The following is a 24,596-nucleotide window of genomic DNA, read 5'->3' as shown; positions in this document are numbered from 1 at the left end:
CGGACCTGAAATAGCCTGTCCAAGGACCCGCTCACCAGTCCAGGCCCCCGAGGCCTGGCTGCGTTGTCGGCCGGGTCGACCTCAGGTGCTCGGGTCTTCGGGGAGTAGGCCGTGCCTCATGGCGAAGAGTGCTGCGGCGGCTCGGTTCGACACACCGATCTTCGTATAGATGTGCTCGATGTGGTTGCCGACGGTCTTGGGGGTGACCATGAGGCGCTTCGCGATCTCCTTGTTCGGCAGACCGCGGGCGGCGAGACGGAGGACGTCGGCCTCTCTGTTCGTGAGGCCGGCGTTGTCGGCACGTCGGCGCGGCACCCGATGGCCGGCGACGGCGAGCACCGCCGCGACCGCGTCCGGGTCGAGCCGGCCTTCTCGCGCGTCGGCCCGTAGTACGTGGGCGGCCTCGTCGGGGGTGTGTGGCGCGCGGTGTGGACGCGGCTCGAGCATCGCTTGGTAGCTGTCGGCGGCGGCGACGACGCGTGCGGCGCGCGAGATGCTGTCGCCGGCGATACCGCTGGGGTAGCCGGATCCGTCGAGTCGTTCGCGGTGCTGGCCGACGATGCGAGCGGTCGGAGCCAGCGCCGCAGATTGCTGAAGCATGCGCCGGGCGAGTTGCGGCACGAGCCGCACGCGCTCCCACTCGGCGGTGGTGAGTGGACGGGGCTTGTCCCACACGGCATTCGACACTCCGAGACGTCCGAAGCCCGCGGACAGCCCGGCGCGGTAGACCGACGAGCGTTCCACCGCACTCATCCCGACGCCGGATGCGGCAGCCGAGGCGAGGTTGGCGACAGCTTCGGAGTGACCAAGGAAGAACGGGGACTTCAGGTCGACGAATCGACCGATCGCAGCGAGCGCGGCGTCGACCTTGGCCGGCGGGATCACACGCAGTGCCGGTTCGCCGTCCAATACGGCGTCCCACGACCCGATCTCGTCGAGTTCGTGGAACACCTTCCCGGCGTTGGCTCGAAGGGTCTCGACGAGACCCGGATCGAACTGCGTTCCCGCTCCGCGGGTGGCGAAGGCGACGGCGCCGTCGACACCGTGGTTGCGATGGGCCACCTCGGTGAACTCCGCGAGCTGGACGACGCGGGCCGCGATCGGGATCTGGTCACCGTGGCGTTCGCCGGGCCACCCGCGCCCGTCCCATCGCTCGTAGGATCCGGCCAGCGCGTCGAGCGCCCCCTTCGGAAGATCGAGTTCCTCGCCGAGCGCGCGGGCGAGACGGGCGTGCCCCGCGATCATCGCCTCGACCTCTCGGTAACCGCCGAGCAGGAACTCGAAGCCGACCCGCAGGCGATGCAGTGGCGGCGAACCGGCTCCGAGGAGCCCGAGCATCGTCGTCAGCTCCGCCAGCTTGCTCGCCGGGTCGTCGTACTTGTGGGTCTTGAACGCGATGTCGTCGCCGAACCAGCACGCTTGTTCATGGGCATCCGCGTGGCAGCCGACGTTGACGAGCAAGGCGCTGTAGTACGCCGCGGCTCGGGTGTCCTCGTCGACGCCGGCCAGCTCACACAGTCGCGTCGCGATCCGGCACTGGCGCAGGACATGCTCCATCGGCTGCCCGAAGGCCAGGTCGATCCCGAGCGACAGCGCGGCGAGCAACTCCGCCAACCGGATGTCAGGCTCCGCACCTCCGCCCATGATCGCAGCATAGGCCGCCGCCCACCCGAAGATGAGGGGTTCGCCCCATGACCCGCTGTGACCGTGCTGGTTACGGTCCTGTCAGGATCGAACGAAAGGAAGGATCATGGCGAAGGCATCGAGTGCGAGCGCCGACAAGGTGGCTGACTTCGGGGTAGCGATCGACCGGACGGCCGAGCTCGACGGCTACACCGTCAACTTCACGACCATCACCAAGAGCCACGATCTCGGCCCGATGCTCGCATCGCTCCCGGGCGGGAACTGCTCATGTCCGCACTGGGGCTACGTGTTCAAAGGCCGATTGATCGTTCGGTACCCGGGCGGTGAAGAGACCATCGAGGCAGGCAACGCCTACTACCTGCCACCCGGGCACGCGCCCGAAGCCGAAGAAGGCACCGAACTCGTCCAGTTCAGCCCGACCGAGCAGCTCGCGGAGACCGAGGCAGCGATCGCCAAGGTCCTGCACGTCAGTAACTGACCGTGATCCGTTCGGCGGCCGGGTCGATGCGGACCTGGCCGCCGTACGGGAGGATGAACTGGGGATCGGTGTGTCCGAGGTCGAGGCCCTTCACGACGACCGCGGTCGGGTTGTACTCCTGCAGGGCGCGGTCGACGGCGAGGTACTGGGCGAAGACGTACTCGGCCGACTCGTCCGGCGTCAGGTGCTGCTCCAGCGACCACGACTTCGGGCGGCCCCAGAGGACGGCGTCGAAGCGTTCCAGGAGACCGCGTTCGCCGAAGTTCCGGAGCATCCGGTAGACCGCGTCGGACGTCGGCATCTCCTCGCTGGTCTCGAGGAACAGCACGCCGCCGTACGACTCGGTCGGCAGCATCCAGCGGTTCGCGGCGAGTTGCCAGTCGAGGATCTCCAGGCAACCACCCCAGAGCCTGCCGTGCACCGTCGCGCTGCCCCGCCACGTCCATCCGGTGCCGGGGAACAGCTCCGGCTCGGTCTCGAGGGTCGTCGTGTCGGTCCAGTCGCGGTCGCGATCCGTCCAGCCGGTCGCCGGAGTCAGTTCGAACTCGCCGCCGGTGAACAGGGCCGCGCGCAACGAACGCTCGGTGTCCGGGTGCATCGCGCCGCCACGGCCGAACTGCACCATCACACTGCCGCCGTGGAAGGCCGGAAAACCCAACGTGTGCAGGAAGTTCAGCAGGTTGGTGTTGTCGCTGTACCCGAAGAACGGCTTCGGGTTCGCCCGGAACACCTCGGGGTCGAGGTGCTTCAGCACGGTGAGCTGGTCGTCGCCGCCGATGGTCGCGAGCACCGCGCGGATCGACGGATCCGACCAGGCCGCGTGCAGATCGGCCGCGCGCTCCGCCGGCGTCGACCGCAGGGTGCGAGTCGTCGGGTACTCCACCGGCTCGAGATCCCAGGAACGCAACCGCTGCAGACCGAGCTCGAACGGCGCCGGGAACAGCTCCGGCAACCCACCGGACGGCGAAACGATCGCGACCCGGTCACCAGGTGTCAGCACCGATCAGACTCCGATCGGGTGCCACACGGTCTTCAGTTCCAGGTACTGCGTGAGTCGCGAGAGGCCCTGGTCCGCGGTCCAGTCCTCCTCGGCGGGACGGCGTACCCGCTTGAGGTTGCCGGCCGCGGCGACCTCCAGGTCACGCGCCTCGTCCTCGGACTCGATGCCGCACAGGTCGATCGCGTTCACGTCCTGGTGCGACGCCAGCCACGGACCGATCTCGGACGCGGACCCGGTGAGGATGTTCACCACGCCACCCGGTACGTCGGAGGTCGCCATCACCTCGCCCAGCGTCACGGCCGGCAGCGGGCGCTCGAACGACGAGACCACGACCGTCGTGTTGCCGGACACGATCGCCGGCGCGATCACACTGGTCAGCCCGAGCAGGCTGGAGTCCTGCGGGGCCAGCACCGCGACCACACCGGTTGCCTCGGGCAACGAGAAGTCGAAGTACGGGCCGGCCACCGGGTTGCTGGAGCCGACCACCTGGGCGAGCTTGTCGGCCCAGCCGGCGTACCAGACCCAGCGGTCGATCGACGCGTCCACGACCGCGCGGGCCTTCGAGATCGAGATCCCTTCGGACGCGGCCACCTCGGAGCTGAACTGCTGGTGCCGCCCCTCCATCACCTCGGCGATCCGGTACAGCACCTGACCCCGGTTGTACGCCGTCCGCGCGTGCCAGCCGGTGAACGCCTTGCGGGCCGCCACCACGGCGTCGCGGGCGTCCTTGCGGGAGGCCTGGGAGGCGTTCGCGAGGAACTTGCCCTTGGCATTGGACACGACGTACGAGCGGCCGGATTCGCTGCGCGGGAAGGCGCCGCCGATGTACAGCTTGTAGGTCTTGCGTACTTCGAGCCGCTGCGTCTCAGTGGGCAAGGTAGGCCTCCAGACCGTGGCGACCGCCCTCGCGGCCGTAGCCCGACTCCTTGTAGCCGCCGAACGGCGAGGTCGGGTCGAAGCGGTTGAACGTGTTCGCCCAGACCACGCCGGCGCGCAGCTGGTTCGCCATCCAGAGGATCCGGGAGCCCTTCTCGGTCCAGATCCCGGCGGACAGCCCGAACGGGGTGTTGTTGGCCTTCTCGACCGCTTCCTGCGGGGTCCGGAAGGTGAGCACCGACAGCACCGGCCCGAAGATCTCCTCGCGGGCGATCCGGTGCGCCTGCGACACGCCGGTGAACACGGTCGGCGGGAACCAGTAGCCGTTGGCCGGCAGCTCGCACTGCGGCGACCAGCGCTCCGCGCCCTCGTCCTCACCGATCTGCGACAGCTCGCGGATCTTGGCCAGCTGGGCCGCCGAGTTGATCGCACCGATGTCGGTGTTCTTGTCCAGCGGGTCGCCGACGCGCAGCGTCTCCATCCGGCGCTTCAGCCGGCCGAGCACCTCGTCGTACACGCTCTCCTGGACCAGCAGGCGCGAGCCCGCACAGCAGACGTGGCCCTGGTTGAAGAAGATGCCGTTGACGATGCCCTCGATGGTCTGGTCGATCGCCGCGTCCTCGAAGACGATGTTCGCCGCCTTGCCGCCCAGTTCGAGGGTGACCGCCTTGTGCGTACCGGCCACCGACCTGGCGATCGCCCGGCCGACCTCGGTCGACCCGGTGAACGCGACCTTGTCGACGTCCGGGTGCTCGACGAGTGCCTGGCCGGTGCGGCCCGCGCCGGTGACGATGTTCACCACACCCGGCGGCAGATCGGCCTGCCGGCAGATCTCCGCGAACGCCAGCGCGGTCAGCGGCGTGGTCTCCGCCGGCTTCAGTACGACGGTGTTTCCCGCCGCCAGCGCCGGCGCGATCTTCCACGCCAGCATCAGCATCGGGAAGTTCCACGGGATGACCTGGGCCGCGACACCCCACGGCTGCGGGTCGTCACCGACTCCGGCGTACTCGAGCTTGTCGGCCCAGCCGGCGTAGTAGAAGAAGTGCGCGGCGACCAGCGGGATGTCGACGTCACGCGACTCGCGGATCGGCTTGCCGTTGTCCAGCGACTCCAGCACCGCCAGCTCGCGCGAGCGCTCCTGGACCAGCCGCGCGATCCGGAACAGGTACTTCGCCCGGTCGCGACCGCTCATCGGGCCCCAGACCTTGTCGAACGCCTTCCGGGCCGCGCGCACGGCCTTGTCGACGTCCGCTGGTCCGGCCTCGCTGACCTCGGCGAGCACCTCCTCGGACGCCGGGCTGACGGTCTTGAACGGCTTCCCGTCGGTCGCGTCGGTGAACTGGCCGTTGATGAAGAGCCCGTACGACGACTTGATGTCGACGATCGCCCGCGACTCCGGGGCCGGTGCGTATTCGAATCTGCTCATGCGTCAGTCCAACGTGAAGTAGTCGGGGCCCGGGTAGTGGCCGGTGGCGAGCTTGGTGCGTTGCATCAGCAGGTCGTTCAGCAGGCTGGACGCCCCGAACCGGAAGAGTTCCGGGTCCAGCCAGTCCGGTCCGGCGGTCTCGTTCACCGTGACCAGGTACTTGATCGCGTCCTTCGCGGTCCGGATCCCGCCGGCCGGCTTGACGCCGATGTGCAGTCCGGTGGCCTCGTGGTAGTCGCGGACCGCCTCGAGCATCGCCAGGGTCACCGGCAGTGTGGCCGCGGGGGACACCTTGCCGGTGGAGGTCTTGATGAAGTCCGCGCCGGCCAGCATCGCCAGCCAGGACGCCCGCCGGACGTTGTCGTAGGTGACCAGTTCGCCGGTCTCCAGGATCACCTTGAGATGCGCGTCACCCGCGGCCTCGCGGATCGCGGCGATCTCGTCGAAGACCAGCGCGTACCGGCCGGACAGGAACGCGCCCCGGTCGATCACCATGTCGACCTCGTCGGCGCCGGCGGCGACCGCGTCCTTCGTGTCCTGGATCTTGATCGGCAGGCTGGAACGCCCGCTGGGGAAGGCGGTCGCGACACTGGCCACGTTGATGCCGGAGCCCTGCAGCTCCCGCTTCGCGGTGGCGACCAGGTCCGGGTAGACACAGACCGCGGCGACCTGTGGGGTGCTCGGGTCGGCCGGATCGGGCCGTTTCGCCTTCGCACACAGGGCCCGCACCTTGCCCGGGGTGTCCTGGCCCTCGAGCGTGGTCAGGTCGATCATCCGGATCGCCAGGTCCAGCGCGTACTGCTTCGCGGTGGTCTTGATCGACCGGCTGCTCAGGGTGGCGGCCCGGGCCTCGGCGCCGACCTGGTCGACGCCCGGCAGCCCGAGCAGGAACCGGCGCAGCCGGTCCTCGGACGAGGTCACGTCGGCCAGGGTGTCGACGCCGCTGTCGAGTGTGGTCACCCCAGGGAGTCTAGTGCGGATTCTGAGGGCCGGTTACGTTGTGCTGGTGAAGTCGACATCGCCGGAGCGCGAGCAGTACCTGTCCGCATCGAACCGGATCACCGGCACCATCGTGCTGCTGATCGGGGCCCTCGGCCTGCTCGACATCGTCCTGGAATGGCGGACCGCGACCGGACTGCTGGTCGCCAGCATCATCGGGATCTTCATGGTGCTGGCGTACGTCGGCCTGATGCGCCCGTCCGTCACCCTCAGCCCCGAGAACATCCTGCTGCGTAACCACCTGCGGGACCGGCAGATCCCGTGGTCGAAGGTCACCGGTGCCGACGTGACCGACATCCTCCGGGTGCACACCGACGGCAACCGCTTCCGGGCGCCCGGCGTCCAACTCGTCATGCGTGATCTTCGCAAGCAACGTGTCGGCGGCCGCAAGCTCGCGGCCGACAGCTCGATCTCGAAGGCCGACCTGGTCGTCAACCGGATCGAGACCATGCAGGAGCAGTACTCCGCGGAGTCGGAGGGCGACGTCGTCACGCAGTGGGCGCGGCCCGAGCTGATCCTCATCGGCGTGCTGGCCCTGGTCGCCGTCGTGTCAGCCGTTGTCCGTTGACCCTGTGCTGACCCGGCGCACGCTGGTTCGCACCGGCGCCGCGGCCGCGGTCGCCGGTGTCGCCGGAGTGGCGGCCCTCGAGACCGGCGTCATCCCAGGCCGGGGCCGCGTGCACGACGTACTCGGGCTGACCGGACCGGATGGTGTCGTCCCCGACGTGCCGGCCGGCCCGGTGGTGTCGGGGAGCTTCGACTCGTTGGGGCGCGGGACGAAGGTCGGCTACAGCATCGTCTATCCCGACGGGTACGCCGCGTCCGCGGCACTGCCCGTCGTCCTGGCCCTGCACGGTCGTGGGGGCGACCACACATCCGCGATCAATGACCTCGGCATCGACCGCTACCTGACCTCGGCCGTCCGGTCCGGTACGCCGCCGTTCGCGATCGCGACCGTCGACGGCGGCCGGGACAGCTACTGGCACCGCCGCGCCGACGGCAACGATCCCGGGTACATGCTGGACCAGGAATTCCTTCCCCTGCTGGCCGATCGCGGTCTGCGCACCGGCACGTACGGCGTCTTCGGCTGGTCGATGGGCGGGTACGGCGCCCTGCTCTGGGTCGCCCTGCAGTACTGGCAGCGCCGGGTCCGGCCGGCGGCGCGCGCGGTCGCGGTCGGTGCGCTCAGCCCGGCCCTGTGGCACGACTACGCCGACGTCCAGGCCGGTGCGTTCGACGGCGCCGCGGACTTCGAACGCAACCAGGTCTTCGGCCGGCCGAGCGGGTTCCGGGACGTTGCCGTCCGCATCGACTGTGGGCGCGACGACCCGTTCGCGGCGGCCGCCGGCGACCTGCGCGCCGAGCTGCATGCGGCCGGTGGACAGCAGCCCGGCCTGCACACCGGCGGCTACTGGCGGCGCATGCTCCCTGACCAGTTGCGATTCCTCGGCGGAAATCTGCTGAAGTAGGCGGAACTGTGGCGCGAATCGCCGCGTCAGAGCCCGTGTCCGACCCTGGGTGAACCCCTGCGCACCTCAGGATTGGTCCGACAGGTCCCTAGACACATCGAGAGTGGAGCTCATGGTCAACCTCTCCCGCACCACCCTGCGTGGCCTGGCCACGGTTGGTGCCCTGGCCGGGTTCGCGGCTTTGGCGCTGCCGAACGCCCAGGCCGCGCAGTCCTCCAGCACGACGACGGCTGCTGCCACGCAGGCCGCCGCGACCCCGAAGCCGATCGAGATCGGCACCGGTCTGGTCGCCGGCCCGCCGCCGGCTGGAGACGCACTCACCACCAAGTCGTCGCTGACGAACGTGGTGCGCTACAACCGCCTGTACAAGACGGGTGCGATCCCGTCGTCGGGCTGCAAGCAGGCCAACGTCTCCCTGCGCACGTTCGAGGGTGTCGTCGCCTACGAGAACAACCTGTTCAAGTGCCTGTACGGCTCCTGGGCGCTGCCGCTGAAGCAGGCCGGCGCGGCGTACAAGGTGGCGCCGAAGCTGGTCGTGCACAACTCGAGCGCGGTCGCGTCGAAGTGTGGCACGGTCCGCGGCGGTACCGCGTTCTTCTGCGGTGTCGACCACGGGTACATCTACATCCCGGCGTACGTGATCATCAACTACTGGAAGCAGAGCCCGACGATGGCTCAGGCTTACGCGACCTTCACGCTGTCGCACGAGTACGGTCACCACGTCCAGTGGCTGACCGGCATCCTGAACGCGTCCTGGGCGCGTCAGCGGGCGTTCAGCACCTACGCCGCGCAGCTCGAGGAGAGCCGCCGTCGTGAGCTGCAGGCGTCCTGCCTGGGCGGTGCCGTGGACGGCGCGAACAAGCGCAACTACCCGTTCAGCGGTGGCTTCATGACCCAGTACAACTGGGTGATCAGCAACAGCGGTGACCAGCCGGGCGGCGTGCGGGACCACGGTTCGATCAAGAACCACGCCTTCTGGGTGACCGCCGGCTTCAACGCGCGGCACAGCTACGCGGTCGCGGGCAACTGCAACACCTTCAACGCGTCCTCGGCGTACGTCGCCTGACGCAGTTCGTAACTCGGCCGCCCGGTACGCGTTGGCGTACCGGGCGGCTGTTGCGTTTTGGCGACACCTGCACGATCTGCGATCGTGTGGTTACTTGTTTTTGGTGCGCACGCCCTAGAGTTCTGAGTCGAGCGTCGAACGGCAGGAGTCAAGGACAGTGAACTACGACGAGTTCAACACCGAGTACGCGAAGGTGCTGGACAAGATCAAGAGCGGTCGGAGCACCTGGTCGGAGCTGTCCGGGCACGTCACCCGGCTGCGCCAGGCGACCGCGGGCATCACCGCCCCGGTGGAGCGCACCCAGGTCGACCACGACCTCGCCGCGCTGAGCCAGATGGTGGACATGTCCCGGCGTACGAACGACAAGGAAGACGTCTGGACGGTCACGTCCGACGCGATCCGCCGGGCCAGCAGCCAGGAGGGAACGGTCCGCGACCGGATCGTCCGGATCGAGGCCGCCATCAACGACATCACCGCGCTGGCGAACCGGAACCCGGACGAGCGGGACGCGCTGATGCAGTCGACCAGCACGCTCCGCATCCTGCACTCCTCGCTGCAGAGCTCCCTGCGGGCCGAGGAAGCCGAAGCGGCCGCCGCGGCGGCTCGCTGACCGGACCAGAACCACCCGCCAGGTGTTCTGTTCCTAAATACCTGCCGCGGCAGCCAGGTCGGTCTTGATGGCTGCCAAGGCAGTAGCAGCATCGCTCCGCGCCGCGGTGACATCCGTGGTGACCGGGACAACCACTTCCAGGTAGCACTTCAGCTTGGGCTCGGTACCCGACGGGCGCACGACCACGCGTGCGCCGTCGGACAGCGTGTAGCGCAGCCCGTCCGTCGGGGGCAGTGACTCCGACCCCTGGCTGAGATCGTCGATCCGCTCGACGGTGTACGCGCCCAGTGCCGACGGCGGCGTCGCCCGCAGCCGCTCCATCGCCTGCCCGATCAGCGACAGGTCCTCGACCCGCGCCGACAACTGGTCGGTCGCGTGCAGACCGTGCTTGACCGCCAGGTCGTCCAGCAGATCCAGCAACGTGCGCCCGTCGGCCTTCGCCCGCGCCGCCAGTTGCAGCACCCGGACCAGCGTCGAGACGCCGTCCTTGTCCTTCACGGCCGCCGGATCCACGCAGTACCCGAGGGCCTCCTCGTAGCCGAACACCAGCTCCGGGACCCGTCCGATCCACTTGAAGCCGGTGAGGGTCTCGACGTACCGGACGCCGTACGACGTGGCGATCTTGCCGAGCAGGGACGACGACACGATCGAGCAGGCGGCGACGCCGTCCGGTCGCGACGCCAGCAGGAACTCGCCGAGCAGCGCGCCGAGCTCGTCACCGCGGAGCATCCGCCAGCCACCCTCGGCCGCCGGATCGGGAACGGCGACGGCGCAACGGTCCGCGTCCGGGTCGTTGGCGACCGCGATGTCCGCGCCGATCGACCGCGCCAGGTCGAGCGCGGCGTCGATCGCGCCCGGCTCCTCCGGGTTCGGGAACGAGACGGTCGGGAAGTCCGGATCCGGATCGGCCTGCGACGCGACCACCTGCGGTACGGCGAACCCCGCGCGCGCGACCGCGGCCTCGACCAGGGTCCGCCCGACGCCGTGCAGCGGTGTGTACGCGACGTTCAGCTCTCGTGGCGCATCGGCCGGCACCAGGTCCGCGATCCGGTCCAGGTAGGCGTTCAGCAGGTCGTCGCCCGTGGTCTGCCAGTCGTCGCCCCGGGGCACGTCGGCCGGCGCGCCGACCGCCGCGATCGCGGCCGCGATCTCCGCGTCGGCCGGCGGCACGATCTGCGAGCCGTCCCCGAGATAGACCTTGTAGCCGTTGTCCTGCGGCGGGTTGTGCGAGGCGGTCACGACCACGCCGGCGACCGCGCGCAGATGCCTGATCCCGAAGGCAACGACAGGCGTCGGCGCCGGCCGGTCGAGCAGAACGGCGTCCAGCCCCGCACCGCGGATCACCGCCGCCGTGTCCCGCGCGAAGACGTCCGACTTGTGCCGCGCGTCGTACCCGATCAGCACCGGTCCGTCGGTCAGCCCCTTCGCCTTCAGGTACGCCGCGAGTCCGGCGGCGGCCCGGATCACGACCACCCGGTTCATCCGGTTCGGTCCGGCGCCGACGGCACCGCGCAGGCCCGCCGTACCGAACTCCAGCGTGCCGGCGAACCGGTCGGCCAGCTCGGTGGTGTCCCCGGAGTCCAGCAGCGCGCGCAGTTCGGCGCGGGTGTCGGGGTCGGGGTCTTCGCTCAGCCAGGCCTCGGCGGCGGCCTTCAGATCATCGGTCACATGGGCACTCTAATGACCCGAGGACTGACACGGCCGGGCCCGCAGGTCGGCTACGTAGTCGTCGGGGGCGCCGGCGGCCTCGGCGGCCTCGGCGAGGATGCCTAGGTACCGGGCCGAGGGCAGGCCGCCCTCGTAGGCGTTCAGGACGTACATCCAGGCCAGCTGCTCGCCGTCCAGGGTCTGCACCCGGACCTGGATCTTCCGGTAGACGCCCTGGTCGGTCGCCTCCCACTCGTCCAGCCGCTCGATGTCCTTGGGGTGGACGTCGTACAACGCGACGAAGACCTGGTTGGTCGGGTCGGCCGGATCCTCGACCACGGTCGCCATCGCACCCTCCCAGCCGAGCTCCTCACCGCCGAACGTGAGCCGCCAGCCGGTGATCCAGCCGGTCCCGCGCAGGGGCGAGTAGGGGCACCGCTCGGCCATCAGATTCGGGTCCAGGTTCGACGCAAACGCGGCGTACAGGGTCACGGAATCAGAGGATACGGAACAATGGCCTCTCGTGGCGCGAGTTGTGATCATCGGAGGCGGTCCAGGCGGGTACGAAGCGGCCAGTGCGGCTGCCCAGCTCGGGGCGGAGGTGACGGTTGTCGATTCCGACGGGATCGGCGGTTCTGCCGTGCTCACCGACTGCGTCCCGAGCAAGACACTGATCGCCACGGCGGAAGTGATGACCGAGGTCGAGGAGGCCGGCGAGCTCGGCGTCCGGCTGGACGACGGCGACGACGATCCGGCGAACGCCGTGCGTGTCGATCTCTCCGTCGTCAACAAACGGGTGAAGGCGCTGGCCGCCGCGCAGTCCTCCGGGATCAGCCGCCGGCTGGACCGGGACAAGGTGCGGGTGATCCAGGGCCGCGGCCGGATGGACGGCCCGGAGACGGTCGTGGTCGGCGACGAGCGACTGACCGCCGACGTGGTGCTGATCGCTACCGGGGCAAGGCCTCGTATCCTCAAGGGCTCCGAGCCGGACGGCGAGCGGATCCTGACCTGGGAGCAGGTCTACGAGCTCGACGAACTGCCCGAGCGGCTGATCGTGGTCGGGTCCGGTGTCACCGGCGCGGAGTTCGCCAGCGCGTACGACGCGCTCGGGAGCGACGTCGTCCTGGTGTCGTCCAGGGACCGGGTGCTGCCGGGCGAGGACGCGGACGCGGCGGCGGTGCTGGAGGACGTGTTCAAGCGGCGCGGTCTGACCGTGCTGAGCAAGTCCCGGGCCGAGTCGGTCAAGCGCAACGGCGACGGGGTCGTGGTGACGCTGACCGACGGCCGGAAGGTCGAGGGATCGCACGCGCTGCTCGCCGTCGGATCGTTGCCGAACACCGATGACATGAACCTTGTCGAGTCGGGCGTGTCGCTGACCGACGGCGGGTTCGTCCAGGTGGACCGGGTGTCCCGGACCACGGCCCGCGGGGTCTACGCGGCCGGCGACTGCACCGGCGTACTGATGCTCGCCTCCGTGGCCGCGATGCAGGGCCGGATCGCGATGGCGCACGCGCTCGGCGACGCGGTCACGCCGTTGGACCAGTCAACGGTCTCGGCGAACGTCTTCACCGCCCCGGAGATCGCCACCGTCGGCCTCTCCCAGGCGGTCGTCGACGCCGGCGGCAGTACGGCGATGGTGGTCAAGGTCCCGCTCGCGGACAACGCCCGTGCCAAGATGCAGGGTGTCCGGGACGGGTTCGTGAAGCTCTTCTGCCTGCCCAACACCGGCATCATCGTCGGCGGCGTGGTGGTGGCGCCGCGGGCCAGCGAGCTCATCCACCCCATCTCGCTGGCCGTCGGCGCCCGGCTGACGGTCGACCAGATGGCCCAGTCCTTCACCGTCTACCCGTCGGTCTCCGGCTCCATCGCCGAAGCCGCCCGCCGCCTGCACCTGCGGAACTGAGTTCGTCGGGGCCGCAACTTCGGGCGCGCGGTCCGCATCGGGTGAAGTGTGGGAGAGAGCCCTCCCTGAACATTTCCCCGAGAGGACTTTCCGATGAGATTCAAGCGCGCCTCCGCCGTGGCGGCCTCGGCCGTGCTGCTGGGCGGTCTGGCGGCCGCGGCCTGCGGTCCGGCGACGGCGGCCACGTCCGCCACCACGTCCGCCACCGCGGCCTGCACGATCGAGGTCGGCTCGATCACCGGTGCCGGCGACATCGCCACCACCGCGATCACCGCGTCGTCGCCGATCACCGCGAAGCGCACCACGGGCCCGCACCTGTTCGCCCCGGGCGCCGCGAAGATCGCGTCCACGTGGACCACGACGCTGGGAGTCGGCGGCGAGGACACGACGTACGGCGACGTGATCCTGAACTCGACGCTGTACTCCGGGTTCTTCGGGCACGACTCCACCGGCAAGCCGACCAGCGGCCTGAAGGCGCAGGGCGGTGGCTACAACGGCTACAAGGCGATCGACACCTCGTTCTACGGCGGCCGGACGGTGCGCGGGGCGCAATACCGGCTGCGGGGGGACGGTGTGCTCTACCGGTACAACCCGGACACCCGCGAGTCGTCGCGGTACACCGGCTACTCGGCGGTGAAGACGATGGCGCTGATCAGCGAGACGGCGACGTACGACACGTTCCTGGCGACCACCAATGGTGGTGCGCTGTACACGATCCACATCCCGGCGAACATCAAGCAGGCGCCGGTGGTGAAGAAGATCCGGACGTCGACCTGGCAGGGCTTCGAGTACCTGGTCGCGGAGAAGTGCGGCGCGCAGGGCACGCTGCTGGCCGCGATCGACAAGGAGAGCGGCTCGGCCTATCTGTACGCCGTTGGTCACGCCAACGGCACCGCGACCGTGATCAAGGGTCTTGGCAAGGTCCCGGGCTCCTTCACCGACCTCGTCTATTACCTGCACACCGGCGAGGGCAACCCGCCGCTGTTCGGAGAGTGAGGACCGATATGAGAGCGAACTGGATGACGGCCGGGGTCGCGGTGGCGGCCCTGGCCGGCGGGCTGGGCGTCGCGGCGCCGGCACAGGCAGCCTCACAGGCGGCGGCGCGCGCCTGTGTGATGGACTTCAACTCGATCACCGCCGGCGGCGACGTCACCGGCACCAGGGTGACCGCCGGAACGCCGCCGCAGGCCACCGGTCCGTCGGCGGGCACGCACTTGTTCACGCCGGGGATCGCGAAGGCGAGCACGACCTGGTTCTCCACCCTCGGGGTGGCGAGCGGCATCGCGTACTCCGGCATGGTGATCCTCAACTCCACGCTGTACCGCTCGAACTACGGGATCGACGACAGCTCCGGCAAGCCGTTCCAGACCCTCGCGAAGGTCGGCAGCGGCTGGGGTGACTTCACCGCGGTCGAGGAGTCGATCTACCAGCCGTACGTCGGGGCGACGACCGGCCGGAGCATGCTCTACGGCCTGCGGAGCGACGGTGTGCTGTTCCGCTGGCTGCCCGGGACGAACGGCGGCTGGCGTGCGGCGGGTTCGGCGTCGGGGTTCTCCTCGGTCAAGACGCTGGCGCTGCTCAGCCAGACGGGCACCTACGACACGTTCCTGGCGACGACGCGTGGCGGTGCGCTGTACACGATCCGGGTTCCGCTGGCGAACCCGATGAAGCCGGTGGTGAAGCAGGTTCGCAGTAGCGGCTGGAGCGCCTTCGACTCGCTGGTCGCGGAGAAGTGCGGCACGCAGAGCACGCTGCTCACCGCGATCGACAAGGAGACCGGCAAGGCCAACCTGTACGCCGTCAGCCACGCGAACGGCACGGCCACCACGATCAGCCTCCTCGGCCAACTCCCCGGGTCGCACACGGACCCGATCAACGTCCGAGAAGCCCCCGACACCGCCGAACACCTCTTCGGCGAGTAACTCAGCGGGTGACTGCCGGGCTGTACGTGTACCAGACCGATTGCGTCGAAGGCACGTACACCCGGTAGCTCCGGCTCCGATTCGTCGTGATCGTGTACGTCGCCGTACCGCTCGAGGCCGGTGTCACATACACGAGGCTCTTCCAACGGCCGGCATCGTTGTACTGCAAGAGTATCCGGCCGTGAGCGCGAAGGTAGCTGTTGCGGCTCGGGCTGTAGTACGTCGCCGACGCGGTCAAGGTCACCTTCGTCCCTTGCCGGGTGCCGGCCAACCGTGCGACGGACGCCGCCTTGGTGACAGAGGTCGCCGGCAGCAGGTCAGCCACCTTGCGTCCATTGATGTCCATGCCGTAACCAACCGGCGTCCAGTGCGTGGTGCCGCCGAGCGGTGTGAGGTTCACTGTGACGCTACAGCCCAGTCGCGCGCACCCCGTGCCGTACTTCGCCCGGCCGACGTCCGGGACGGCGTCCCAGGTCGAAGACACCATCGTCTTGGGACAGCCCGGGCCGGCCGGGAACTCCACCTCCTGGTACCCGCCGGAAAGCACCAGCTTCGGCGGGACCGGGAACGAGCAGGTGGCGGTCACCTGGTCGGGAGCGGCCTGGGCGGGTTGCTGGACCAGAAGGCCCGACACGACGAGGCCGGCGGCGGCAAGGACAGGTAGGTAGCGCATGGGGTCCCCTCGGTGAAAGGCGACCGTCACCCCACGGTCGCGCATGCGAAGGCTACCCGTGGTGGGTGGCTCGTGTCTCGCTGTCGTGGTTGCAGGTAGGTGCAATGCACAGGGCCCCGGTGACCTGAGTGGTCACCGGGGCCCTGTGGTTGTTCGGGAAGCGGGGCTGGTCAGAAGTCGCCGCCGAAGTCGAAGCCGCCGCCGTCGCCGCCGCCGTCGAACGGGTTGAAGTCGCCCCCGCCGTCGCCACCGTCGCCGCCACCATCTCCGCCGTCACCGCCGTCACCACCGTCGGCCATCCCGTCCTGGTAGCCCGCGGCGTAGTCGCCGTAGCCGCCGCCGGCGAACATGCCGCCGAGCGCGGTACCGATGAACAGACCGGTCATCGCACCGCCGAGCCCACCGAACAGACCCTGCGCGTACGGCGAGTACGCCGGGCCGGCCTCCCAGTACGGCACCCGCTGCGGGCCGACCATGACCTTGCGGACATCCGGCTCGGCGCCGGCGCGGACCCGCTCGGCGTCGGCCGCACAGGCCGGCACCTCTCGCGGCGCGCCACCGGGCGGCGTCCACATCACGTCGACCACCGACGGACCGTGCTGCGGGTTGAAGAAGCAGGCCGGGCGCCGCTGCGGCAGCGGCTGGTTGTTCACCCGCGCCTTCACACAGGCCGCGGCGTACCGGCCGTCCTCGAGGATCTCCACCACGTGCTTGATCTGGTCGGCCTGGGTGACCTGGCCGACCGCCTGCTTGGCGGACTCGTAGGAGTCGAGCGCCCGCTGGTAGTCCTGGCGGGCGCCGTCGCCGAGGTCCTTGCCGACCATCTCCAGGTCGAGGTCCTGCAGCTCCTCGCCGAACCGGGTGATGTCCTCGTCGGCGGTGCGCTTGACCGCCTCGAGCTCGGCGGCGGTGATTTCGTGCTGCTGCTTGTTCTGCAGCTGGGTCCGACGGTACGAGCGGTACGCCAGAATCGCGATCACCACGACCGCGATGATCAGGATGAGTTCCATGTCGGGCCTCTCTCGGGGGCTCTTTGGGTAGAGCCTATCGAACCCCTCAAGACGGGCGGCGCCACGCAGGGTGACGCAATGCCCGGAAAGCGGTCACCGCCAGCGCACAATGGAGACGCGCCGCCCAGCGATGTCCGTCCCCCGCCGGAAGGCTGTTCATGGGCAAGACCGTGCGACTGCTGCCGCTCATGATGACCGCGGCTGCTCTGGTCCCTCTCCCACACCACCCGACCGAAGATCCTGCCTACCAGGAGATCCCGCTCGACGGACCGTCGGTGCAGGCCCGGACGACGCCGTTCGGAATGGTCGGTGTCACCTGGCCGGAAGGCGTTTCGGGTGTGACCGCCAAGGTTCGGGTCGAGCGCGACGGGCGATGGACCGACTGGGAGACGCTGCACGTCGAGGACGATCATGGGCCCGATCCATTGGTACCCGAAGGAATCGAGCGCGGCGGGACCGATCCGTTGTGGGTCGGCAATGCGACGGGCGTGCAGGCCAGCGCGGTCACCGCGGCGGGTACGACGATCGCCGGCGCGAAGGTCGTGCTGATCCAGCCCGGGGTGCTCGCGTCGGACAGTGCACCGGATGCCTCGGGCCAGGTGGAGCCGGCGGCGAGCAGAGCGCCGTACCCGATGCCGTTGATGGTGAGCCGTCGTCGATGGGGTGCCGATGAGCGGTTGCGGGCGCACAACGGGGCGGACTGCGTGCGGCCGAAGTACACCTCGACCGTGCAGGCTGCGTTCGTGCACCACACCGCGGATCGCAACGACTACACGCGGACGCAGGTGCCGGCGATGGTGCGGGCAATGTACGCGTACCACGTCAAGAGCCGCGGATGGTGCGACCTCGGGTACAACTTCCTCGTCGACCGCTTCGGCCGCGTTTTCGAGGGCAGGTACGGCGGTGCGCAGCTGCCGGTGCTCGGCGCGCACACGGCGTCGTACAACGCGAACTCGTTCGGCGTCGCGGTGATCGGAAACTTCGAGAAAACGCCGCCCCCGCAGGCGATGCTGGAGTCCACGGCGCGCGTGATCGCGTGGAAGCTGGATGCGAACTATCGGTCGCCGTTGGCAACGATCGTGCTCGGCGGAACGCGGCTGCACACGGTTTCTGGACACCGCGACACGAAGGCGACCGCGTGTCCGGGGACTGAGCTGTACAAGAAACTCGGCCGGCTGAAGCAACGCGTCAACACGCTGATGAGCGGAAACTTCTCGACACCGATCTACGAGTACGCGCGACGGATCGGTTTCCGCACGATCGGCCAGCCGTTCTGGGGTGAGCACCGGACGCGGACCGGCTGGGCGACGTACTTCGCGACCCGGGACGTGTTCTATTCCGTTGCCACCGGCCCGCATTCGACGGCGGGCGCTTTCCGGACCAGGTTCCGGCGACTGGGGGCCGGTAGCGCGCGGCTCGGGCTGCCGGTCACCGACGCTTACCAGGTGCCGGGCGGGGTGCGGCAGAAGTTCCAGCGCGGCTGGCTGGTCTGGGACCGCCGCGATCGTCAGGTCCATCTCGTGTACGGGGGAAGAGCATCGTGAGAAAACGTGTGATCGCGGCCGTGGTGCTGTCGTCGGCGGCGATCAGTGCGACCGCGCAGGCGGGACCGATCGAGCCGAAAGCGGCCGCGCCGGACACCACGATCAGCGGTCGTGGGTTCGGCCACGGTCGCGGACTCTCGCAGTACGGCGCGCAAGGAGCCGCGATCGCCGGAAAGTCGGTGCGGCAGATCCTGGACTTCTACTACCCCGGCACGACCACCGGGAAGGCGACCGGGAGCATCCGGGTCCGGGTCAGCGCCGACACCACCGACGGCGTCCGGGTGGGTGCGGTGAGCGGTCTGCGGGTCCGTTCCCTTGCCACCGGCAAGGTCTATGCGTTGCCGCGGGCAGCGAACCGGAACCAGTGGTCGATCGACCCGAACGGCGAGCACGGCACGAAGCTCAGCTCGTACGACGCGAAAACGCGGAAATGGACGCTCTACAAGACGTTCACGGGGATGGCGCAGTTCGAGGGACCGGCCGTGATCGGGCTCGTGCTGCCGAGTGGCGACGTACGGCGGTATCGCGGCGCACTGCGGGCGACCGACGTTTCCGGAACGCATCTGGACACGGTGAACGTCTTGCCGTTGGAGTACTACCTGCGCGGCGTCGTACCGCGGGAAGCCGTCTCGAGTTGGCGGCCGGCGGCTCTGCAGGCGCAGGCCGTTGCCGCACGCACCTATTCGGTGTTCCACCGGGACCGCGCGTCGCGGAAAGCGTATGACTTGTGCGACACCACGTCCTGCCAGGTGTACGGCGGGTACGACGCGGAGAAAACGTCGACGAACAACGCGATCGCGGCGACCGCGGGGCAGATCCGCTTGTACAAGGGGAAACCGATCATCGCGGAGTTCTCGTCGTCGAACGGCGGGGCGACGGCGGCCGGCGATGCGCCGTACCAGTTGACGAAGGTGGACGGCTGGGACGCGTACCCGAAGAACGGGAACCCGAACGTGACCTGGACCGTGACGCGGTCGGCGGCCGAGATGCAGGCCGTCTTCGCGGTCGGATCGATCCGCTACGTCCGGGTGCTGAAGCGCACTGGCGTCGGTCCGGGCGGCGGGCGGGCGCTGACCGTCGAGGCCGTCGGGTCGAAGGGCAAGCGGGTGCTGACCGGGGACCAGGTGCGGATCCGGCTGCACCTGCGATCGGCCTGGATCAGCTTCGCGGCCCGGCCACTTGACATACCAACTACGCCGCTCGAAGAGCCCGGTCGCTAGCCATTGACGCCGGGTGTTTGCGCCGGTTAGATCCATGACATCGCTGTCAACCGCCACCGCCCAGGAGGAGCAGGTCGATGCGCAGGAAATTTGGTATATCAACTCGTCTGGCCGCTGGAGCGCTCGCGGTCGCCGTCCTCGGGACGCTGAACATGACGACCGCTGACGCCGGGGCCGGGACCGACCCGACCGCCGCGGCGCGCGCCCGGGCGTCGTACGACGCCATCAACAAGTACTTCGACGCCGGCCGCGGACTGCTGCTGGAGGAGTACCCGCACACGGGAGGCAACGCCTACTCGTACGTCTGGCCCTACTCGCAGGCAGCCATCGCGGCCGAGGACCTGGCCGGGGTGCCCGGTGCTGGTGTGCAGGGCTCGAAGGAGGCCGACCGCCGGCTCGCGGCGTACGAGTTCTACTGGAACGCCGGGACCACGCCGACCGGCTACGACTCCTACGTCCGGCCGCCCAACGGTCAGGGCGGGGACAAGTTCTACGACGACAACGAGTGGATCGGGCTGAACCTGATCCAGCGGTACAAGCGGACTGGTGACCGCGCTGCACTCGCTCGTGCCAAGGACATCTTCGCGCTGACCGTCCACGGCTGGGACACCGACACGTCGCACCCGTGCGCGGGCGGCGTCTACTGGACCCAGGCCCCGTGGAGCCAGGACCGCAACACGATCTCGAACGGCCCGGGCGCCGAGCTCGGCGCGCACCTCTATCTGCTGACCCGGGACAAGTCGTACCTGACCTGGGCGCAGCGGATGTACACGTGGGCCCAGACCTGCATGCTCGCGCCGAACGGCCTGTACTGGGACCACATCGACCTCGCCGGAAACATCGAGAAAACGCAGTGGAGCTACAACCAGGGCGTGATGCTCGGTGCGGGTGTGTTGTTGTTCAAGGCAACGGGTGACGCGAAGTACCTGAAGGACGCGAAGTCGGTGGCGAACGCGTCGCTGGCGTTCTACAACACCCCCGAGATGCTCGCCAAGCAGGGCGCGGCGTTCAACTCGATCTGGTTCAAGAACCTGCTGATCCTCGACTCGGTCGCCCCCGACGCGCGGTACCGCAAGGCGATGCAGTCGTACGCCGACGACAACTGGACCACCACCCGCGACCCCGCGACCAACCTGTACAAGTTCCGCGAGGGCACGGTCGAACTCCTCCAGCAGTCCGGCATGACCCAAGTCCACGCCCTCCTGGCCTGGCCCCGCTCGAGGTACGGCCTCCTCGCCTGACCCAAAGCAACAACAACGCGCCGCCCGTCCCCTGCAGGGGACGGGCGGCGCTTCTGTTCGGTTTCAGGCTGCCGCGCTGGCGGTCTTGATCTCCACGGGCGTGATCGGCGACCCGTCCTGCGGGCTGTTCTGCGGCGTCACCCCTGCCTCGGCGACCTTGTCGATCAGCTTCAGGCTCGGCTCGTCGATCGTCCCGAACGCGGTGTACTGCGCGGTCAGCCCCGACGCATCGCCGTACACGATGAAGAACTGGCTCCCGTTCGTGTTCGCGCCCGAGTTCGCCATCGCCAGGGTGCCACGCCCGTACTTCAACGTCGGGAACACCTCGTCCGCGAAGCTGTACCCGGGCCCGCCCGACCCGGTCCCCGTCGGGTCACCGCACTGCAGCACCTGCAGCCCCTCGCCGACCGTCAGCCGGTGGCACTTGGTGTTGTCGTAGTACTTCTGCCCGACCAGGCTCAGGAAGCTCTTCACCGCACACGGCGCCAGCGCGCTGTCGAGGGTGAGCTGCAGGTCGCCGATCGACGTGTTCAGGCTGACCTTCGACGTACCCGACGCCTTGGTCTGCCCGTCGGCCGGCAGGTTCACCTGCTTCGCGGCCGGCTCGGCGGACTTCTTGTACGTGCAGTTCACCTCGGCCGCCAGCGGCGTCGGTCGCTTCGGAGCCGCCGCCATCGCCGTCGGGATGCTCGCCGGCCGGTTCTCCGCCGGCGCCGTCTGACCCGCCGCGGCCGGCTTGTCGTCCCCGCCCACGCCGAACACCAGGAAGACCCCGACCACCACCACGACCACCGTCGCGACCGCCGTCACCGTGATCGCCAGATTCCGCCGCTGCCGCCGCCGCTCCGCGTCCCGCTCGGCCTGCCGCTTCGCCTTCCGCGCCGCCAGCTGCTGCTGATGGGTCTTCTTGGACATGCAGTAACCCTCCTCACCCGAATGCCTGCACGGGAACCTACAACCAAAACCTGAGAACCGCCTGTTAATCCCCCCATTCGTTTCACCCCTGAGACCCCACCTCCCCAACCCAACGAATCCCCAAGCCATCACAATCCGCCCCGCCCCCGCCACACTGAGCGTGACGCGCGCCGTCCCGCCTCGATCGCGATGGCCTGGAGGTCCGGCCTGGGGGCTCGCGGGTGGGCTGGGTGGCTATGAGACTGGGGGCTGTGATGGATGTGCGCCGAGCTGCGGCTGAGGACGTCGACGCCTGCGTGCGGATCGTGCGGGCTCTTCCGGAGTACTTCACGCCCGACGTACCGGAGACGCTGCGCGGGGACCTCGAGCGTCACGACGGGTGGATCGCAGCGCGCGACGGGCGGGTGGCCGGCTTTGTGGTGGCTGAACGCCGGGGCACGCGTGCGGCGGAGGTTCTGTGGGCGGCGGTGGAGGTATCGCTCCGCGGGCAGGGTGTTGGCGGGCTGCTGATGCGAGAGGTACTGGCGGAGTTGCGGGCAGACGGTGTAGAAGTCGTCGAGGTGAAGACGCTCGATGGGAGCGTGGAGTACGAGCCCTACGAATCCACCCGGGCATTCTGGGAGCGGATGGGTTTCGTGCAGATCGACACGATTGACCCGTTGCCGGGGTGGAGTGCGGGGAATCCGGCGGCGATCTACGTACTCGCGCTGGGGTGACTCTCGGTCCAGGAAAACCACCTGAATCTCGTTGGGCTGGTGGTTAGTGTCGGTGGGATGAGGGATGAACCCGGCGAGATCTCGTGTGGCAGGGTGGGGGAATTCCTCAATGATTATTGGGGTTTTCGGGCTCGTGAGGTGACCTACGCGCCTGTGGGTTTCGGCAGTTATCACTGGGTTGCCGCAGATGCCGATGGTCCGCGTTGGTTCGTTACCGCGGATCGGCTTGATCCGCGGGGTAACTGGCTGGGCGATACCGCCGAGCGGGTGCGAGACGCGATCGTGGCGGCGGTGCGGGCGACGAAGGAGCTGGCGGACAGTGGCTACGAGTTTGTTGTGGCGCCCTTGCCTGATCGCACTGGGCAGCTCGTCCGGGAGGTGCTGCCGGGTTGGCTGATGGTGGTCCTGCCGTTCCTGGAGGGGTGGAGCACTCCGGGCGGTGAATGGGACGACCCCGCGGAGCGCCTGCAGATCGCCGAAATCCTCGGCCGCCTGCACACCGCACGACCGCCGAAGAACCTGCAGCGCTGGAACTTCGCCGTGCCGGGGCGCGATGCGCTGCTGGCCGCGTTGACGGAGCTCGACCGGCCCTGGTCCGCCGGGCCTTACGCCGAGCCCACGCGGCTGCGGCTGGCCGGTGCGCTCGATCATCTGCAGGAAAGGCTCGCGTACTACGACGCGCTGGTTCGCGAGGTCGACGCGTCCGGCGACCCCTGGGTGGTGACCCACGGCGAGCCGCACAGCGCCAACGTCGTACGCACAGCCGACGGCCGGATGCACCTGATCGACTGGAACACCGTGCAGCTCGCGCCGCGCGAACGTGACCTAGGGCCAGTCCTTGGTGAGTCGACCGACGTCCTGCCGGCGTACCAAGCGGAGGCCGGGCCGGTCAGCCCGCGCTCCGCGACCCTTGAGTTGTTCGGAGTCTGGTGGACGCTGGCCGAGATCGCCTCGTACGTCCAGCTGTTCCGCCTGCCGCACGCCGACTCCGAGGACAGCCAGGAGTCGTGGCGGAACCTGGCGCGGTACGTTCCGGGGTAGCTATAGGTCGACGAGGTTCCACCGGAGGTAGCGGTCCTCGATGTATGGCGTCCAGGCGCGTGGTGGTGACGTGGGAAACGGGTTGGCGGCGTGTACCCGGCGGCCGTGGTCGGCGAGGGCGGGCTGGTCGAGGATGAGCGCATCCGCCACGTCGGCGAGCATCTCGGTGATGCTGAACCATTTCGGTTCGTCGAATCCACCCGCCTGTGCGTCGTAGTTGCCGACGCAGCCGAAGTGGTCGCCTTCGCGGAGGTCGACGAAGAGATGGCAGTCCGTTCCGGCGTCGCCGATCGGGAGGAACGCGTCGAGCCACTCGAAGGACCGGGTGCCGGCGGGAGCCTGCTCGGCCGCGTACGGCCGCTCCGGAACGATCGACGTCCAGACCTGCTGCAGCATCTCGCGGTCGCGGAGCATCTGGTCGGTCGACATCGGCACGTAGAGGACCGGGATGAGGTTCCCGAACGCGGCGCGTCGGTTGAAACCGTTGTTCAGCAACAACCAGGCGATCAAGTCACTCGGCAGCCGCCGTGCCATCGTCTCCCGTAGCCGGGAGATGTCCTGCGCCGATGCCGGCGGCTGGAGGGTTTCCACCGCCTCCGGCAGATGCTCCTCCAGCCACCCGACGATCCGCCCCCACGACTCCGCTACTGAACTCCCCATAACTCCCGGACTATGCCAGAAGTGAGGTTCAACGGACTCGGGGAACAGCCGGCCGGTGATGTGACCCTCGCGGCAGACATACTCGGTATCTATATACCCGGTATGTAACCGACGAAGGGGACAAAGTCATGCGGATCGGAGCAGCGGTTGTGGCGGGGGTCGCGTTGGTGGCGGCGCCGGTGGGAAGTGCTTACGCGGCGCCTACGGCGACCGGGGCGAGTCAGCCGTACGTGCACCTGTTGTCAGGCAAAGGCTTCAGCACCGGTGGGGCGTACGTGTCCCAGGGTGAGGACATCAAGCTGACCTTGAGCACCCTGCCGAAGAACACGCAGGTGCTGGTGGAGGAGTGCGACAGCGGGCACGACCTGGGTGACGTCAAGGTGTTCACCGCGAAGGCGAAGGCGCAAACGCTCGCCACCGAGGTGCCGAAGGGGACGTGCTTCGTGATGCTGCTCGCCCCGAAGGGCGGCAACGGCGGGTACGTCGTCGGCGGCACGCTCAGCTACTGAACACAAGGGGGCCGGGGTTCCCGGCCC

General features: G+C 68.9%; 25 protein-coding genes. 14 read left to right on the top strand and 11 right to left on the bottom strand.

Features of this window, described 5'->3' with window-relative positions; genetic code table 11:
* Positions 1-81: 81 nt before the first annotated feature.
* Complete coding sequence (locus tag ACFYRH_RS34535; protein WP_387784036.1) at positions 82-1,644, bottom strand: HD domain-containing phosphohydrolase; 1,563 nt, start codon at positions 1,642-1,644, stop codon at positions 82-84.
* 106 nt (positions 1,645-1,750) lie between these two features.
* Between ACFYRH_RS34535 and ACFYRH_RS34530 the strand changes: the two genes are divergently transcribed.
* A complete protein-coding gene (locus ACFYRH_RS34530; RefSeq protein ID WP_387784034.1) occupies positions 1,751-2,122 on the top strand; it encodes a hypothetical protein in 372 nt (123 codons plus the stop codon).
* Here the strand turns inward: ACFYRH_RS34530 and ACFYRH_RS34525 are convergent.
* The 4 genes from ACFYRH_RS34525 to deoC are packed head-to-tail and all read right to left on the bottom strand — an operon-like array spanning position 2,112 to position 6,384.
* Positions 2,112-3,122, bottom strand: a complete 1,011-nt coding sequence (locus ACFYRH_RS34525) for a S66 peptidase family protein (RefSeq protein WP_387784032.1) — start codon at positions 3,120-3,122, stop codon at positions 2,112-2,114. The genes ACFYRH_RS34530 and ACFYRH_RS34525 overlap by 11 nt on opposite strands.
* A 3-nt stretch (positions 3,123-3,125) precedes the next feature.
* Complete coding sequence (locus ACFYRH_RS34520) at positions 3,126-3,998, bottom strand: aldehyde dehydrogenase family protein (protein WP_387784031.1); 873 nt, start codon at positions 3,996-3,998, stop codon at positions 3,126-3,128.
* Positions 3,988-5,424 carry an aldehyde dehydrogenase family protein gene (locus ACFYRH_RS34515; RefSeq protein ID WP_387784029.1) on the bottom strand — a complete coding sequence of 479 codons (1,437 nt, stop codon included), beginning with the start codon at positions 5,422-5,424 and terminating at the stop codon, positions 3,988-3,990. Before ACFYRH_RS34515 ends, ACFYRH_RS34520 begins: the two co-directional genes overlap by 11 nt.
* A 3-nt stretch (positions 5,425-5,427) precedes the next feature.
* Complete coding sequence (deoC, locus tag ACFYRH_RS34510; RefSeq protein WP_387784028.1) at positions 5,428-6,384, bottom strand: deoxyribose-phosphate aldolase; 957 nt, start codon at positions 6,382-6,384, stop codon at positions 5,428-5,430.
* Positions 6,385-6,430: 46 nt separating this feature from the next.
* Here deoC and ACFYRH_RS34505 point away from each other — a divergent pair, with 46 nt between their 5' ends.
* The 4 genes from ACFYRH_RS34505 (at position 6,431) to ACFYRH_RS34490 (ending at position 9,568) form a co-directional block, all read left to right on the top strand.
* Positions 6,431-6,991, top strand: a complete 561-nt coding sequence (locus tag ACFYRH_RS34505; RefSeq protein WP_387784027.1) for a PH domain-containing protein — start codon at positions 6,431-6,433, stop codon at positions 6,989-6,991.
* Entirely contained in the window at positions 6,981-7,892 is a 912-nt protein-coding gene (locus tag ACFYRH_RS34500; protein WP_387784026.1) for an alpha/beta hydrolase, read from the top strand. The genes ACFYRH_RS34505 and ACFYRH_RS34500 overlap by 11 nt, the downstream gene beginning before the upstream one ends.
* Before the next feature lie 112 nt (positions 7,893-8,004).
* Complete coding sequence (locus ACFYRH_RS34495; RefSeq protein ID WP_387784025.1) at positions 8,005-8,958, top strand: neutral zinc metallopeptidase; 954 nt, start codon at positions 8,005-8,007, stop codon at positions 8,956-8,958.
* Positions 8,959-9,115: 157 nt separating this feature from the next.
* On the top strand, positions 9,116-9,568 hold the full coding sequence (locus ACFYRH_RS34490; protein WP_387784023.1) for a hypothetical protein: 453 nt from the start codon (positions 9,116-9,118) through the stop codon (positions 9,566-9,568).
* Positions 9,569-9,601: 33 nt separating this feature from the next.
* On the opposite strand, the gene ACFYRH_RS34485 is transcribed toward ACFYRH_RS34490, so the two are convergent.
* Entirely contained in the window at positions 9,602-11,236 is a 1,635-nt protein-coding gene (locus ACFYRH_RS34485; RefSeq protein ID WP_387784022.1) for a phospho-sugar mutase, read from the bottom strand.
* A gap of 9 nt (positions 11,237-11,245) precedes the next feature.
* Positions 11,246-11,707: a gamma-glutamylcyclotransferase gene (locus tag ACFYRH_RS34480; RefSeq protein ID WP_387784021.1), complete on the bottom strand. Its 462-nt coding sequence runs from the start codon at positions 11,705-11,707 to the stop codon at positions 11,246-11,248.
* Between the two features lie 31 nt (positions 11,708-11,738).
* On the opposite strand from ACFYRH_RS34480, the gene ACFYRH_RS34475 reads away from it, so the two are divergent.
* The 3 genes from ACFYRH_RS34475 (at position 11,739) to ACFYRH_RS34465 (ending at position 15,040) form a co-directional block, all read left to right on the top strand.
* Positions 11,739-13,118: an NAD(P)H-quinone dehydrogenase gene (locus tag ACFYRH_RS34475; protein WP_387784020.1), complete on the top strand. Its 1,380-nt coding sequence runs from the start codon at positions 11,739-11,741 to the stop codon at positions 13,116-13,118.
* Positions 13,119-13,211: 93 nt separating this feature from the next.
* Positions 13,212-14,114: a hypothetical protein gene (locus ACFYRH_RS34470; protein WP_387784019.1), complete on the top strand. Its 903-nt coding sequence runs from the start codon at positions 13,212-13,214 to the stop codon at positions 14,112-14,114.
* Between the two features lie 8 nt (positions 14,115-14,122).
* Positions 14,123-15,040 (top strand): hypothetical protein, encoded by a 918-nt coding sequence (locus ACFYRH_RS34465; protein WP_387784017.1) that lies wholly within the window; start codon positions 14,123-14,125, stop codon positions 15,038-15,040.
* A gap of 1 nt (position 15,041) precedes the next feature.
* Here ACFYRH_RS34465 and ACFYRH_RS34460 read toward each other — a convergent pair whose 3' ends face one another.
* Together ACFYRH_RS34460 and ACFYRH_RS34455 are read right to left on the bottom strand one after the other, a co-directional pair.
* Complete coding sequence (locus tag ACFYRH_RS34460; RefSeq protein ID WP_387784016.1) at positions 15,042-15,713, bottom strand: hypothetical protein; 672 nt, start codon at positions 15,711-15,713, stop codon at positions 15,042-15,044.
* A gap of 170 nt (positions 15,714-15,883) precedes the next feature.
* Positions 15,884-16,723: a hypothetical protein gene (locus tag ACFYRH_RS34455; RefSeq protein WP_387784014.1), complete on the bottom strand. Its 840-nt coding sequence runs from the start codon at positions 16,721-16,723 to the stop codon at positions 15,884-15,886.
* 158 nt (positions 16,724-16,881) lie between these two features.
* Here ACFYRH_RS34455 and ACFYRH_RS34450 point away from each other — a divergent pair, with 158 nt between their 5' ends.
* From ACFYRH_RS34450 to ACFYRH_RS34440, 3 genes are all read left to right on the top strand, one after another.
* Positions 16,882-18,267, top strand: a complete 1,386-nt coding sequence (locus ACFYRH_RS34450) for an N-acetylmuramoyl-L-alanine amidase (RefSeq protein ID WP_387784013.1) — start codon at positions 16,882-16,884, stop codon at positions 18,265-18,267.
* Positions 18,264-19,487 (top strand): SpoIID/LytB domain-containing protein, encoded by a 1,224-nt coding sequence (locus tag ACFYRH_RS34445; protein ID WP_387784011.1) that lies wholly within the window; start codon positions 18,264-18,266, stop codon positions 19,485-19,487. Before ACFYRH_RS34450 ends, ACFYRH_RS34445 begins: the two co-directional genes overlap by 4 nt.
* Before the next feature lie 77 nt (positions 19,488-19,564).
* Positions 19,565-20,728, top strand: coding sequence for a glycoside hydrolase family 76 protein (locus ACFYRH_RS34440; protein ID WP_387784010.1), 1,164 nt, complete (start codon positions 19,565-19,567; stop codon positions 20,726-20,728).
* A 63-nt stretch (positions 20,729-20,791) separates the two neighbouring features.
* Here ACFYRH_RS34440 and ACFYRH_RS34435 read toward each other — a convergent pair whose 3' ends face one another.
* Entirely contained in the window at positions 20,792-21,643 is an 852-nt protein-coding gene (locus tag ACFYRH_RS34435; RefSeq protein WP_387784008.1) for a peptidylprolyl isomerase, read from the bottom strand.
* 254 nt (positions 21,644-21,897) lie between these two features.
* On the opposite strand from ACFYRH_RS34435, the gene ACFYRH_RS34430 reads away from it, so the two are divergent.
* Positions 21,898-22,359 carry a GNAT family N-acetyltransferase gene (locus ACFYRH_RS34430; RefSeq protein ID WP_387784006.1) on the top strand — a complete coding sequence of 154 codons (462 nt, stop codon included), beginning with the start codon at positions 21,898-21,900 and terminating at the stop codon, positions 22,357-22,359.
* A gap of 267 nt (positions 22,360-22,626) precedes the next feature.
* Positions 22,627-23,400 (top strand): phosphotransferase enzyme family protein, encoded by a 774-nt coding sequence (locus ACFYRH_RS34425; protein ID WP_387784004.1) that lies wholly within the window; start codon positions 22,627-22,629, stop codon positions 23,398-23,400.
* On the opposite strand, the gene ACFYRH_RS34420 is transcribed toward ACFYRH_RS34425, so the two are convergent.
* The gene (locus ACFYRH_RS34420) at positions 23,401-24,060 is read right to left on the bottom strand and encodes an SMI1/KNR4 family protein (protein ID WP_387784003.1); all 660 of its coding nucleotides are present in this window, start codon (positions 24,058-24,060) and stop codon (positions 23,401-23,403) included. It lies immediately after the preceding gene.
* 128 nt (positions 24,061-24,188) lie between these two features.
* Here ACFYRH_RS34420 and ACFYRH_RS34415 point away from each other — a divergent pair, with 128 nt between their 5' ends.
* A complete protein-coding gene (locus tag ACFYRH_RS34415) occupies positions 24,189-24,569 on the top strand; it encodes a hypothetical protein (RefSeq protein WP_387784001.1) in 381 nt (126 codons plus the stop codon).
* The last annotated feature ends 27 nt before the right edge of the window (positions 24,570-24,596 follow it).

This window comes from Kribbella sp. NPDC004875, assembly GCF_042873375.1.
Lineage (GTDB): Bacteria > Actinomycetota > Actinomycetes > Propionibacteriales > Kribbellaceae > Kribbella.
The sequence above is the reverse complement of the archived record's forward strand: the minus strand, read 5'-3'. Positions and strand labels throughout refer to the sequence as shown.

Bases quoted from the DNA above. Each gene is read 5' to 3' on its own strand.
- ACFYRH_RS34535 (WP_387784036.1), bottom strand. From the start codon at position 1,644: ATGGGCGGAGGTGCGGAGCCTGACATCCGGTTGGCGGAGTTGCTCGCC.
- ACFYRH_RS34530 (WP_387784034.1), top strand. From the start codon at position 1,751: ATGGCGAAGGCATCGAGTGCGAGCGCCGACAAGGTGGCTGACTTCGGG.
- ACFYRH_RS34515 (WP_387784029.1), bottom strand. From the start codon at position 5,424: ATGAGCAGATTCGAATACGCACCGGCCCCGGAGTCGCGGGCGATCGTC.
- ACFYRH_RS34495 (WP_387784025.1), top strand. From the start codon at position 8,005: ATGGTCAACCTCTCCCGCACCACCCTGCGTGGCCTGGCCACGGTTGGT.
- ACFYRH_RS34470 (WP_387784019.1), top strand. From the start codon at position 13,212: ATGAGATTCAAGCGCGCCTCCGCCGTGGCGGCCTCGGCCGTGCTGCTG.
- ACFYRH_RS34465 (WP_387784017.1), top strand. From the start codon at position 14,123: ATGAGAGCGAACTGGATGACGGCCGGGGTCGCGGTGGCGGCCCTGGCC.
- ACFYRH_RS34460 (WP_387784016.1), bottom strand. From the start codon at position 15,713: ATGCGCTACCTACCTGTCCTTGCCGCCGCCGGCCTCGTCGTGTCGGGC.
- ACFYRH_RS34455 (WP_387784014.1), bottom strand. From the start codon at position 16,723: ATGGAACTCATCCTGATCATCGCGGTCGTGGTGATCGCGATTCTGGCG.
- ACFYRH_RS34450 (WP_387784013.1), top strand. From the start codon at position 16,882: ATGGGCAAGACCGTGCGACTGCTGCCGCTCATGATGACCGCGGCTGCT.
- ACFYRH_RS34440 (WP_387784010.1), top strand. From the start codon at position 19,565: ATGCGCAGGAAATTTGGTATATCAACTCGTCTGGCCGCTGGAGCGCTC.
- ACFYRH_RS34435 (WP_387784008.1), bottom strand. From the start codon at position 21,643: ATGTCCAAGAAGACCCATCAGCAGCAGCTGGCGGCGCGGAAGGCGAAG.
- ACFYRH_RS34430 (WP_387784006.1), top strand. From the start codon at position 21,898: ATGGATGTGCGCCGAGCTGCGGCTGAGGACGTCGACGCCTGCGTGCGG.
- ACFYRH_RS34420 (WP_387784003.1), bottom strand. From the start codon at position 24,060: ATGGGGAGTTCAGTAGCGGAGTCGTGGGGGCGGATCGTCGGGTGGCTG.
- ACFYRH_RS34415 (WP_387784001.1), top strand. From the start codon at position 24,189: ATGCGGATCGGAGCAGCGGTTGTGGCGGGGGTCGCGTTGGTGGCGGCG.